We start from the raw sequence: 13,250 nt of genomic DNA, 5'->3' as shown, positions 1-13,250 counted from the left end.
GTACCAGTATACAAGCAGACAGCAAACGCATTTTGACCTCGACAGTGTTTTACCGCCATGTATCAAACATAGCATCTGCTGCTGCGGTAGATAGTACTCAGCGCAACAAGTCACTGGTGAAGTCAGCCGTCATCTTTTTCACACTTTCATTTTCGTATTGCATGTCTTGCAGCGGTAGATTGCCCGGCAGGTCAACCTTTCCCATAGTGTTCGTTTCACTCGGTATAACATTGGATTATCGCAACACATCTTTCTCTCAGATTGTTCAGCAGTGACGGATGCTGGCAGTGTAAGCCGTGTTCTTGCCTATCAGTGTGATATGCATCACATCAGTTTTATTGGTGACAGAGAACTGACTGTAGCGTGACGTAATCTTGACTTAATGAAGCGATTTATTGCTTTTGTGCTTTGTAAACAAGGTATTAAACATGAAGGAACGGCGTGTCTCAGCAGGGGGAGAGGGCAGAGTTCAGGCGTTCATGGGAGCTTAGCTCCCATTGAAAATGAATTGTAAAGCTCAAAAGGGGAGGAAACAAGAAGGCCTGAAATGGCATGATGTCACGCTAGACTTTCGTTTTTTTGTTGCAGTTCTTACACAGGTAGATGGCCTTACAGGTCAATCGTTGCCAGATGGCGCGCTTAACCCGCATTAAATTGGGGGAATCACAACACATTTTTTTCCTTTCTTCGTGTGTTTTTTGACGGCTGGCAGAGTGTAATGCACATCGTTGCTCAATTGGAAGTGATATCGATCGCAAAAAATTTCGGAAAGGCATAATCATGGCGTTCATAGAATTATTTTTTGACGTTTCAATTCAGGTGATTCGCTTTGTGTGACGAATTATTGACGAGCTCAAGGCATAAAAAATGCCGGACAAATGCCGGCATCCTTTAACGATTTCCGTTTGTTATCCGGTTCAGCCCAACGCCAGCCAGACACCCACGCCCATCATTAAGGTACCTGCAATCCGGTTGAGATACTGAAGGTTGTCCCCTTTGGTCAGGAACAGGCGCAGGCTCTTGCCGCCGTTGGCGTAAACCAGTAAGGCAACAAACTCTGTCATCAGGATGATAGCCAGCAAACCTGCCATTTGGGGGGCCATCGGCAAGTCGATGTTAATGAAAGGCGGTAGCAGGGAGATCATAAAGGCCCAGCCTTTCGGGTTAGCAATGGCCGTGATGAATCCCTGAGAAATCAGCTGCCCGCGTTGTGTCACAGTGGGCGTGTCCAGATTCAGCGACATTTTGCCGCGGTTGCGCCACATATTGATCCCCAGCCAGAACAGATAAGCCCCGCCGACCCATTTGAGTGCGCTGAACAGCTGAGGATAGTTCAGCATGACTGTAGCCACGCCCATGACAGCCGCAATGGCAACCAGCGCCACACCGAGCAGTTCACCCATCATCATCCAGAGCGCACGCTTCACACCAATGCTCATTCCCAGCGTCATGGCGAGTGTCATGCACATACCCGGTGTAATCGAAACAAAGAAAAAAGTAGGGATAAATGCGCTTAGTAGGGTGAGATCCAACATATACATCCTGACATATGTGTAAATAAAAACGATTGTCAGTGTAATCAGTTTGATAGCGCGAGGGTAGTGCTTTGTGACATCAAATTTGCGTGGGTATCGATGTGATGAAAATAAAAGGTGAGGCGCTTCACGCTTTACCACTCTCCCTTTTTTGCCCTGATTCAGCACAGATTGGACTGATTTTATTGTGATCCTTGTTAATAAAGTGACAGGTTATCAGGGTGTTAGCGATTCAATGCTCGTTATCCCGAATCTCTTTTGCCGTAGAAGAACTGGACATGAATCGATGTTTTTATATCAAAATGAGACTTTAGATATCAATTTGATTTGACGTGGTCGAAATTTGTGCATAAATTTAACTCAAATGAAATATCTTTAACATCTCGTAAACATCTTTCACTGAGAGCAAAAATATTTCATTCACTGGTTTATTTCTCAATCTGAAGCTTGGTCGCGGTATCACAAGCTGGTGGCAGTAGGTTGAAAGTTCGTAATCCCCCAAACAAAGGAGAGTGGGATGAGCAAGTTACGTGTCATGAAGAAAACGCTTCAGATGGCTACCGCCACTGTGGCACTGTCCATTCTGTCCGCTACCTCACCAGCCATGGCTGAAACCAAAGCGCCAACGCCGTTTAAGTGTAAGCCGGGTGAAACCTATTACATGAACGTGATGGTATCCGGTGTGGAGTACTGGTTCCCTGTCTATGAAATGATGAAGGAAGCCGCACGCTCAATGGGTTGTAAAACTGTCTATACCGGCACGCCGGAATATGATGTGAATAAACAGCTTGCGTCATTTGAGCAGATTCTGGCCAAGAAACCGGCCGGTATCTTGCTGCACCCCATGAACCCGGATCCCTTTATTGAACCGATTAACCGGGCGGCAGAAATGGGGATTCCTGTGGTGACCTTTGCAGCGGATTCACCGAACAGTAAGCGGGTGTCCTTTATTACCTCGGATAACTATCAGGAAGGTAAGTTCGCCGCCGATGCCGTGGCGGAAGACATGGGCGGTAAAGGTGAGTACGCCGTGCTGGAGAACCCGGGCCAGGATAACCACGACAGACGCGTGAGCGCCTTTATTGCGCGCATGAAGTCGAAGTGGCCTGACATGAAGCTGGTGTCCCGCGCGGCCAGTAATACCGATGCCACCAAAGCCTATAACTCTCTGATGACCATGGCACAGGCGCACCCGAACCTGGGCGCTGTCTTTATGCCTGAAGCAACCTCTGCCATGGGCGCAGCGCAGGCAGCCAAAGAACTGGGCGGTAAAATCCGCGTGTTCAATGCCGACGTGAACGCCAAGATCCTCGACATGATCAAGCAGGGTGAAATCTTCGGTGCGGTGAACCCGAATCAGGGGATGCAGGGCTATATGGGCATGATGCTGCTGTATATGGCGGCGCACCCGGGCCTGATCGATCCGATGAACGACCATGATCGCGCCGGGTATAACCCAATGAGTGTGCCGTTTGTCGATAACGGTTTCTCCATCGTCACTAAAGCCAATGCTGATGATTTCTACTGGGATAAGTACCTGTCGAAACGCGGCACAAAAGGGATTAACGAGTAAGTCCAACCCTGCAGAGGCCCGGTGTCCGGGCCTCTTCCCTCAGCATACTCATGGAGGAGAGACGGTGGAAACGTCCAATACAACACCTGTGCTTGAGATCCGAAATGTGACCAAAACCTTTGGTTCGACAACCGCGCTGAATCATATCCGCTTCGATTTACTGCCCGGTGAAGTGCATGCCATTGCCGGTGAAAACGGTGCCGGCAAGTCGACGCTGATGAAAATCATCGATGGCATACACCAGCCGGACAGCGGGGAAATGTTTATCAATGGCGAAAAAGTGGTGGTCAGCAGTCCGTTAGAAGCACAGAAGCTGGGCATCGGATTTGTCCATCAGGAAATCGCACTCTGCTCTGATGTGTCAGTGGCTGAAAACATCATGATGGCGAAAATCAACAGCTCGGATGGCTGGCTGGTGGATTACAAAACCTTATATCGCGAAGCGTATGAGGTCGTCAGTCAGCTGGCCGATATCGACCCACGGCAGAAAGTGTCTGATCTGACGATTTCTAATCAGCAACTGGTGGAGATTGCCAAAGCCCTGGTGCTGGACTGCAAAATTCTGATCCTGGATGAGCCGACGGCGGCGCTGACCGATCAGGAAACCGAGATCCTGTTTGCCATTATGCGAACGCTGAAGGCGCAAGGGATCAGCATTATTTACATCAGCCACCGGATGGCGGAGATTTTTGAGCAGTGCGACCGGGTCAGCGTGTTCCGAGACGGTCATTACATCCATACCAAACGGATAGAGGACACCACGCCGCAGGCGATTGTTCAGAGCCTGGTCGGGCGTGAAATTGCCAACCTGTATCCGCCGAAATGCCCGGATCAGGTCGAGAATCATCCGGTGATCCTCGACGTTGAAGGCCTGTCAGACGGCCGCCGATTCAACGACATTGATTTTAAGGTGTATCAGGGCGAAATCTTTGGCGTCGCCGGTCTGATTGGTGCCGGGCGTTCTGAAATGGTCAAGGGCCTGTGTGGCCTGCACCCCAAGCAGCGCGGCAACCTGAGATTCAACGGCCAGCCGATCACCATCAACAGTTATCGCGATGCGATAGATAAAGGCATTGTCTATCTCTCGGAAGACCGTAAAGAAGAAGGGTTGTTTCTGGATTTATCCATTGCCGTCAATGTCTCTGCGCTCAAGCTGGAGCTGGTGTCTGAGCACGGTTTGATCAGCAAAGATAAAGAATTTGAGCAAACCCGGACCCTGACCGACCGACTGAACCTGAAAAGCGGCAGCCTGCATCATAAGGTGTCGTCGCTCAGCGGGGGCAACCAGCAGAAAGTCGCCCTGGCCAAAATTCTGTCGGTGAACCCGAAGCTCATCATTCTCGATGAACCGACCCGGGGCATCGACGTGGGGGCAAAATCTGAGATTCACAAACTGATCCGCGATCTGGCCAACACAGGCGTCGGCATCATTGTCATCTCTTCAGAATTACCGGAAGTCATCGGCCTGAGTGACAGAGTCATGGTGATGCGCGAGTCGCGTCAAATGGGGCTGCTGACCGGGGATCACATTACTGAGCAGAACATCATGCACCTTGCATCCGGTTCCGCAGAGCTGACGCAGGCAGCCGTACAGGCGTAATGCAGGAGAACATCATAATGACTATTGAACATGTATCTACACCCAGCACTTCGGTGACCGGTAAAAAACGTTCCTTCCGTGATGCGCTGGTGCGCGTCAGCCAGATGCGGGAATTCACGCTGATCCTCATCATCGTGGCGATGTTTATCGGCATGAGCTTTGCCTCACCGTATTTTCTGACCTGGGCCAATATGAAAGCCATGCTGCTGTCGTTTTCCACCGAAGGCATTGTGGTGGTGGGCATGACCCTGTTGCTGATTGTCGGCGGGATTGACCTGTCGGTCGGCGCAGTGATGTGTCTGGCCATGGTGTTTGCCGCTAAGCTCTTCATGCTGGGCATGAACCCCTGGCTGGCTAGCCTGGCCTCCATTGGCTTCAGTGGTTTTATCGGCTGGCTGATGGGGCTGTGTGTCACGCGGCTGGGGCTGCATCACTTCATTGTTACCCTGGCCTTTATGGGCCTGGCGCGCGGTGCCAGCATGATCATCACCCAGGGTACGCCCATTTCGCTGTTTACTCTGCCGCCTGAATTTAAGTTTGTCGGTCAGGGAACCCTGTTCGGTGTGCCGTTCTCGATCATCATTTTCTTTGTGGTGATCATCATCAGTGACTTCCTGCTGCGAAATGCCAAAGCCTTCCGCAAGATTTTCTACACCGGCAGTAACGAGAAAGCCGCGCAGTACTCGGGCGTCAACACCAACAAGGTGAAGCTGTACGTCACTGTGCTGTCCTCCGCGCTCTGCGGTCTGGCCGGGATCATCTACATGTCGAAATTCGGTGCGGCAACACCGAACTTCGGGGTCGGGCTGGAGCTGAACATTATCGCTGCGGCGGTGATCGGCGGTGCCAGCCTTAAAGGCGGCGAAGGCACCATCTTCGGGGCGATACTGGGAATCGCGCTGCTGAGTGTGGTGTCCAGTTCACTGATTTTGCTCAATGTGTCTGTGTACTGGCAGGAGTTCATTAAAGGACTGATTCTGCTGGCGGCAGTGGCGGCGGATCACCATTTGCACCAGAAGTCGAAAGCCAAATCCTGAGAGGGCTGAACTTATGCAAACCACAACGAAAAGCCTGGATGTCTCCCGTCTGGTGAGCAAGGTGCTGTTCTCTCATTACAAAGAGAATCGCAGCCAGGCGGAGATCTCGAAAAGCCTGGATCTGTCACCGGCCAAGGTGAACCGCATTATTCGCCAGGCGCGGGAAGAGGGGCTGGTCGAAATCATCCTCAATATTCCGCACATGGGGGTGATGGCGCTGGAAAAAGAGCTGATGGCACGGACGGGTTTGCCGAAAGCGGTGCTTTGTCCTTCCTATGCCGATGATCCGGTCGTTGGGTTTACGCAGATTGCTGAAGCAGCGGCGGAATTTTTACAGGACACCCTGCGTAAGAATGATGTCATCTGCATCAGTGGCGGCAAGGCGCTGGCCACCATTGTCGATGTGATGAAGCCGGTGAAAGGCATGAATGTGACTGTGGTGCCGGCCACCGGCGGGGTGCAGGGCAGGCATTTTACCGATGTGAATTATCTGGCCTCGGCGCTGGCAGAAAAACTGGGGGGACGTTCAATGCAGCTTCATGCGCCTTTGTTTGCCGATACGCAATCGGATCGCGACATGCTGATCAACATGCGGGCCACCAAAGAAGTGCTGGAAATGGCCCGGCATGCCGATATCGCGCTGGCGGGTATCGGTGCCGTGGCGAAAGGCGATGAAAGCTATTTCGACCTGCGTCACTGGATCAACGGCGAAAAAGCCCTGGTGGCAGAAAGTCAGTGCAAAGGGGAAGTCTTTGCCCATCTGTACGACCAGTCCGGCTCGGCCTGTATTCCGGCGCTGAACGACAAGCTGGTGGGCCTGTCGCTGGCGGAAATGCGCCAGATCCCGGTCAGTATCGGTGTCGCGGCCGGGGCTGAAAAAGTCATGCCGATTGCTGCCGCGCTGCGCGGCGGCTTTCTCAACACCTTGATCACAGATGAATCGACCGCGCAAGGCGTACTCGATATCTATTGAAATACAGCAGATGAATTCACTTGAGAGGGATGATCATGAACAAAAGACAGTTAGGTTTTTCAGAGATTGATGCCTCCGTCATTGGCCTGGGCACCTGGGCCATGGGGGGCTGGATGTGGGGCGGCACCAATGAAAAGGATGCTGTCGCCGCGATTCAGGAATCGATCACTTGCGGTGTCTCGCTGATAGACACGGCCCCGGCGTATGGCCTGGGCCGCTCGGAAGCGCTGGTCGGCAAAGCCATCAAGGGCCAGCGCGATAAAGTGGTGCTGGCCACCAAATGCGGCCTGGTCTGGCACACGCAGAAAGGCAACCATTTCTTTGATGAAGAAGGCAAGCCGGTGCACCGTTATCTTGGCCGCGATGCCATTCAGTACGAACTGGAACAAAGTCTGCGTCGTCTGGGCACGGATTATATCGACCTCTATATCACCCACTGGCAGGACCCGACCACACCGATTGAAGAAACCATGCATACCCTGATGGATCTGAAACAGCAGGGCAAGATCCGCGCGATTGGCGTCAGCAATATCAGCCTGGACGAGCTGAAGCAGTATCAGCGCTTCGGCACCGTGGATGCGGTGCAGGAAAAGTACAACATGATTGAGCGTGATCTTGAGCAGAGCCTGTTGCCGCATACCCGCGCGACCGGGGTGTCCTGCCTGAGCTACTCCTCGTTAGCGCTGGGGCTGCTGAGCGGAAAAATCTCTGCCGAGCGCACGTTCGACGGCGACGATCAGCGGTTGTCGAATCCTTTGTTCTCTCAGCCCAACCGCCAGAAAGTGCAGCAATTTTGCGCGTCGGTCGCGCCGCTGGCCAAAGACTATGGCATTTCGGTCGCACAGCTGGTGATTGCCTGGACCTTGTCGCAGCCGGGCATTACCTATGCCTTGTGCGGCGCACGTAATCCAACCCAGGCGGCTGAGAATGCGCGGGCCGGAGAGGTGAATCTGGCCGCTGCCGATGTGGATACCATCAGTACGCTGGTGGCTCAGTCGCTCAGCCAGCTACAGACGGACTGATGTGATTCCCACACCCAATAAGAATCGAGAAGGGGAGCAGTATGGCAGGTGATGGAAAACAAAGGCGGGAGCGATTACCCCAGGATGCGCATTTCGATGTGGTCATCGTCGGTGGCGGCATCAACGGGATCAGTGTGTACCGCGAGTTGTCCTTGCAGGGGGTGAAAGTCTTGCTGGTGGAGAAAGACGATTTCTGCAGCAAAGCCAGCGCCGCGCTGTCACGGATGATTCACGGTGGCCTGCGGTATCTGGAAAACGGCGAGTTTGCCCTGGTCAGAGAATCGCTGGCTGAGCGGAACCGTCTGCTGGTCAATGCGCCGCATTATGTGCAGCCGCTGGTCACCACGATTCCGATTTTTTCTCGCTGGTCCGGGCTGTTTTACGCATTGTTTAACTTCACCGGACTGATGGATAAACCCAGTCGCCGTGGGGCGCTGGTCGTTAAACTGGGGCTGTGGTTTTACGACTTCTTTACCCGGCGTGATCAGCGTCTGCCCAGGCACCGTTTCTTTTCGCAGTCGGAAACGGCAGCACGCTGGCCCCAGTTCGATCCCGCTGTGGCCTGCAGCGCCGATTACTACGATGCCTGGATCAGTGCACCTGAGCGTCTGGCGCTGGAGGTGCTGAGTGACACGGGGGAGCAAAGCGACAGCCAGGCCTGTAACTATACCGAGCTGCTGGCACGGGATGGTCAGCGCTTTACCCTGCGCGACACCCTGACCGGGGAAACCAGCACGATCAGCGCGGACAAACTGGTGAACGCCACCGGTGCCTGGGTGGATCAGACCAATGATCGGCTGGGACTGGCCTCGGGCTATCTGCAGGGGACCAAAGGCTCGCACATTATTGTCCGCCATCCTGAGTTACTGGCCGAGCTGGACGGACACATGGTGTTTTACGAGAACCCGGAAGGGCGGGTGTGCATTCTGTTTCCTTACTACGGCAATGTGCTGATCGGCTCGACAGACATCCCGGTGGCGGATCTGGATGCCGTGACCTGTACCGATGAAGAAATTGACTACATGCTCGATTCACTCAAAGCCGTGTTCCCTGCCCTGGTGATACAGCGGCAAGACATCGTCTATCAGTTCAGTGGTGTGCGTCCGCTGCCGTCGGTGAAAACCTCGACCACAGGGCAGATCCCGCGCAGTCATGCATTGCGGGTGGACAGCACGCAAGATGGTCAGGTGCGCCTGTATTCTCTGATCGGCGGTAAGTGGACGACATTTCGCGCCTTCGGGGAAGAAGTGGCCGATCAGATCTTATCGGATATGGCGCACCCCCGGCAGATCTCGACAGCCGAGCGGCCGATCGGCGGTGGCAGGGATTTCCCGCAAACCGATATTGAACGCAAAGCCTTGACCAAAGCGGCCCAGGTCAAATACGGCCTGAGCGACGCCAGAGCAGAAGTGCTGCTGCAACGGTACGGCACTCAGTGCCTGGCGGTGATGGCCTATCTGACTGGCGGTGAAGATACGATGCTGTCCAGCCTGCCGGATTATTCACGGCGCGAACTGGTGTATCTGACCGAACACGAGGCGGTGTGCCGCACGCTGGATCTGCTGCAGCGCCGCACCTCAGTGGCGATTGAAGGCCGGATAGACAATCAGGTCCTGGCCGAAGTCACTGAACTGGTGGCCACGACGCTGGGCTGGAACGAACAGCAAACGAAACAGGATCTGACAGAAAGTTGTCGTCAGTTGCAGCGATATCATGGTCTGGATGTCAGTGCTGAACAGGTTGAGCACATCTGGACCACATCTTTTTCAGGAGGAAACTATGTATATCAGTAAGAAAGTAAGGATGAACCGGCTGTTTAACAACGGTCGCTGTCTGGACGTGGCACTGGATCACGGGGTGTGTAACGAGCCGTCTTTTCTCGATGGTCTGGAAAACATGGACTCGGTGGTCAGTCAGCTGGTGGAAGCCAGACCCGATGCGATTCAGATGAACTATGGTCAGAGCGACCTGCTGCAAAACGTGGATGGCAAAGACAAACCGGCGCTGGTGATGCGTCTGGATATGGGCAACCCGTATAACACCATTCGCCACCGCCATATGTGGGCTGTGATGCAAAACGATCAGGAGCCGGTACTGCAGGCACTGCAAATGGACGCGGCTTGCGTAGTGGTCAACCTGTTTATGCTGCCCGATGAGCCGGATCTGTTCCGCCAGTGTGTGGTCAATATCAGCAAGGTGAAAAACGACTGCGACAAATACGGTATGCCGCTGATGATCGAACCACTGGTGATGCAGCCGGCCAGTTCCGGGAAAGCCTATGCGGTCGACGGGGATGCGGAAAAAATCGTGACCCTGGTACGCCTGGCCCGCGAAATGGGCGCAGACATCATCAAAGCCGATCCAACGACGGATGCGGCGGAATTCCATCGTGTGGTCGAAGCGGCGCGTTGTCCTGTGCTGGTGCGTGGCGGCGGCAAAGAAGATGTCGAAGTGGTCTTCAGCAAGGCGCGTCAGCTGCTGGATCAGGGCGCATTGGGTATGGTGTATGGCCGGAATATTTACCAGCACCCGAACCCGAGCCGCATCGTGCAGGCCTTCATGGCGATGATCCACAACAACGCCAGCGTGTCGGATGCCCTGGCGATTTATCAGCAGTAATTTTTCACGGTCAGCAAGAAAAGGAAGCAAGCAATGACACCATACGTACTGGGTATAGACTGCGGAAATACGGGAATCAAAGTGGCGCTGTTTGATTTGCAGGGCCGCGAAATTGGTGCGCTGGGCGATAAAGTGGCGACGCATTTTCCTGCACCGGGTTTTGCTCAGTGCGATATGGCAGCGCTCTGGACGCAGTGCGCGACCCTGATTCGCCGCTTACTGGATAAATGGGCTGTGAAGCCCGAACAGGTGGCGGCGGTCGGGTGCAGCGGTCACGGCAACGGGCTGTACCTGCTGGATCACGAGGCGATGCCTTTGCTGGCGATCAAATCGCTCGATTGCCGCGCCAATGATCTGGTGCAGACGATAAAAAATCAGCCCGACTATGATTTAATCCAGGAGCTGAACCGTCAGGGGGCCTGGCCGGCTCAGTCGGCCACCCTGCTTTGCTGGCTCAAACAGTTTCACCCGGAGACCTATCAGCGCATCGGCAGCGTGCTGTTTTGTAAGGACTACCTGAATTTTTGCCTGACCGGCGAGGTATCGACCGAGTACGGCGATCTCAGTGCGTCGGGGTTATACGATTTTTCAGCCGGAGCAGCGTCGGCGGCTTTGCTTAATGCATTTGCGATTCCCGAGATGCAGCAGGCGATCCCTGATGTGAAGGAATGTCAGGATGTCATGGGCCGGGTCAGCCGGGAAGCGGCGGCGTTAACCGGACTGAACGAAGGCACGCCTGTGGTCAGTGGCTGTTTTGATATCGTGGCCTGCGCCATCGGCTCAGGAGTCTGGCAAAGCCAGGCGGCTTCTGTGATTGCCGGTTCCTGGAGCATTAATCAGGTGGTGACGGATACTTTACCGGGCAGGGATGTCTTTATGGCCTGCCATTTTCCCGGCCAGCGGTATCTGGCGGTGGAGTCGAGTGCAACCTCAGCCTCGAACCTTGAATGGTTCATCTGTGAATTTTTTAAAGAAGAAAAACAGCAGGCCAAAAACAGCGGTACTGATCTGTTTCAGCAACTCAATACGCTGGTCGCCGAGACGGTGATCAGGGACGATCTGCCGCTGTTTCACCCGTATCTCTACGGCGGCTGTGACAATCAGCCGGTGCAGGGGAATTTTTTCGGGCTGGCCGGATGGCATCAAAAATCGGACTTACTCTACGCCGTCTATGAAGGCATTGTGTTTGGTCACTTAGAACATGTCGGCCAGCTCAGGCTGGCGGGTCAGCAGATCGACTCTGCCGTTCTCAGCGGTGGGGCCGCCAAAAGTCCGGTCTGGAGTCAGCTGTTTGCCGATGTGCTGGATGTGGCGATTCAGACCTCCGACTGCAGCGAAGCCGGTGCCAGAGGGGCGGCGATGGCGGCTGCCACAGGCGCTGGCTGTTTTGCGACCCTGCAGCAGGCGGTCGCCGCCATGGCCAAGCTCAATACGCCTCTTATTCCCCGGCCTCAGCAGCAAGCCATGCTGCATCAGCGCTACCAGCGTTACCTGGCGGTGTCGAACGCCTTGAAAGGGCTGATGTCATGACGCTCAGATAAAATATTTTATATCAACGACTTATCTTCGCTGTTTCGGTGGCTGTGCTACCGGAACGGCTTTGCCGATCCTGCGGTGCGCATGTTTTGCTCAGTCTCTCAAAATTGATTTATTTTGATATTTTTTGTCTCATTTTTATCTATTAGTGCTCTATATTAAGTAGAAGATAAAAAGGTGAAAGGACGAAAGGGATGACACAACGAATTGTAATGCCCGGCCTGATGGAAATCGGTGCCGGCGCGCTGGATAAAGTGGCAGACATGCTGACATTGCTGTCCTGCCGTCAGCCATTGATCATCAGCGACCGGGTGATGTCTGAGCTGGGTTATGTCCGCCGGGTTGAAATCGCGCTGGCGGCGGTCGGGTTGGAGTGCGGTGTCTTTCTGGACACCGAGCCGGAGCCGACTGAGGCCTCGATTCTGCCTGCGGTGGATCAGGTGGTGACCGGCCAGTTTGATTGTCTGATTGCACTGGGTGGCGGCAGCGCCATCGACAGCGCGAAAGCCATCGGTCTGCTGGCACAGCATGGCGGTCAGATGCGTGACTATAAAGTGCCTCATGTGGTGACAGAAGCTATCTTGCCGGTGATCGCGATTCCGACCACGGCTGGCACCGGATCAGAGGTGACCCGGGTCACCATCATTACCGATCAGGACACAGACGAAAAAATGCTGTGCATGGGGCCGGGACTGATCCCCCAGGCGGCGATCATCGATTTTGAGCTGACCCTGTCAGTCCCGGCCCGTATCGCTGCCGATACCGGGATTGATGCCCTGACACACGCCATTGAAGCTTATGTCAGCGCCAAAGCCGGTGTGTTTTCCGATCAGCAGGCGCTGTCCGCCATGCGTCTGATTGCCCCGAATCTTCGTGAAGCGGTGAATACCCCGGGCAATCATGATGCGAAAGAGAAGCTGATGCTGGGGGCCACGCTGGCCGGTATCGCCTTCTCCAACGCGTCTGTCGCGCTGGTGCATGGCATGAGCCGTCCGATTGGCGCCCATTTCCATGTCCCGCATGGCATGAGCAATGCCATGTTATTGCCCGCGATTACCGAGTTTTCCATTCCGGCCAGTCTGGCACGGTATGCCGACTGTGCCCGCGCGATGGGGTTGGCGGATGACATCGTCAGTGATGAAGAAGCCGTGCAGCGGCTGATGTCTGAGCTGACCCAGCTCAACGTCGATCTGCAGGTGCCGGCGATGTCGGATTTCGGGATTGACCGGCACCAGTATCACGAGCTGCTGGACATCATGGCAGAGCAGGCGCTGGCATCGGGTTCACCGAATAATAATCCGCGCGTGCCGAGCAAGAATGAAGTGATTGAACTGTATAAAAAAGTATGGAGTTAA

At 54.3% G+C, this 13,250-nt stretch carries 10 protein-coding genes; 9 read left to right on the top strand and 1 reads right to left on the bottom strand.

Annotated features, from left to right (window positions below; all coding sequences use genetic code 11):
* Positions 1 to 917 precede the first annotated feature (917 nt).
* Positions 918 to 1,532, bottom strand: coding sequence for a LysE family translocator (locus P4S53_RS03970; RefSeq protein WP_337112057.1), 615 nt, complete (start codon positions 1,530 to 1,532; stop codon positions 918 to 920).
* A 520-nt stretch (positions 1,533 to 2,052) separates the two neighbouring features.
* Here P4S53_RS03970 and P4S53_RS03965 point away from each other — a divergent pair.
* From P4S53_RS03965 to P4S53_RS03925, 9 genes are all read left to right on the top strand, one after another.
* Positions 2,053 to 3,108, top strand: a complete 1,056-nt coding sequence (locus tag P4S53_RS03965; RefSeq protein ID WP_337111484.1) for a substrate-binding domain-containing protein — start codon at positions 2,053 to 2,055, stop codon at positions 3,106 to 3,108.
* 64 nt (positions 3,109 to 3,172) lie between these two features.
* Positions 3,173 to 4,708, top strand: coding sequence for a sugar ABC transporter ATP-binding protein (locus P4S53_RS03960; RefSeq protein WP_337111483.1), 1,536 nt, complete (start codon positions 3,173 to 3,175; stop codon positions 4,706 to 4,708).
* A 17-nt stretch (positions 4,709 to 4,725) separates the two neighbouring features.
* The gene (locus P4S53_RS03955) at positions 4,726 to 5,745 is read left to right on the top strand and encodes an ABC transporter permease (protein WP_337111482.1); all 1,020 of its coding nucleotides are present in this window, start codon (positions 4,726 to 4,728) and stop codon (positions 5,743 to 5,745) included.
* A gap of 13 nt (positions 5,746 to 5,758) precedes the next feature.
* Positions 5,759 to 6,718: a sugar-binding transcriptional regulator gene (locus P4S53_RS03950; RefSeq protein WP_337111481.1), complete on the top strand. Its 960-nt coding sequence runs from the start codon at positions 5,759 to 5,761 to the stop codon at positions 6,716 to 6,718.
* A gap of 35 nt (positions 6,719 to 6,753) precedes the next feature.
* Entirely contained in the window at positions 6,754 to 7,740 is a 987-nt protein-coding gene (locus P4S53_RS03945) for an aldo/keto reductase (RefSeq protein ID WP_337111480.1), read from the top strand.
* Positions 7,741 to 7,781: 41 nt separating this feature from the next.
* Positions 7,782 to 9,533 carry a glycerol-3-phosphate dehydrogenase/oxidase gene (locus P4S53_RS03940; RefSeq protein WP_337111479.1) on the top strand — a complete coding sequence of 584 codons (1,752 nt, stop codon included), beginning with the start codon at positions 7,782 to 7,784 and terminating at the stop codon, positions 9,531 to 9,533.
* On the top strand, positions 9,520 to 10,359 hold the full coding sequence (locus tag P4S53_RS03935; protein ID WP_337111478.1) for a class I fructose-bisphosphate aldolase: 840 nt from the start codon (positions 9,520 to 9,522) through the stop codon (positions 10,357 to 10,359). Before P4S53_RS03940 ends, P4S53_RS03935 begins: the two co-directional genes overlap by 14 nt.
* A gap of 33 nt (positions 10,360 to 10,392) precedes the next feature.
* A complete protein-coding gene (locus tag P4S53_RS03930) occupies positions 10,393 to 11,889 on the top strand; it encodes an FGGY-family carbohydrate kinase (RefSeq protein ID WP_337111477.1) in 1,497 nt (498 codons plus the stop codon).
* 200 nt (positions 11,890 to 12,089) lie between these two features.
* Complete coding sequence (locus P4S53_RS03925) at positions 12,090 to 13,250, top strand: iron-containing alcohol dehydrogenase (protein ID WP_337111476.1); 1,161 nt, start codon at positions 12,090 to 12,092, stop codon at positions 13,248 to 13,250.

The organism is Photobacterium sp. Hal280 (genome assembly GCF_037162255.1).
Taxonomy (GTDB): Bacteria; Pseudomonadota; Gammaproteobacteria; order Enterobacterales; family Vibrionaceae; genus Photobacterium.
The sequence above is the reverse complement of the archived record's forward strand: the minus strand, read 5'-3'. Positions and strand labels throughout refer to the sequence as shown.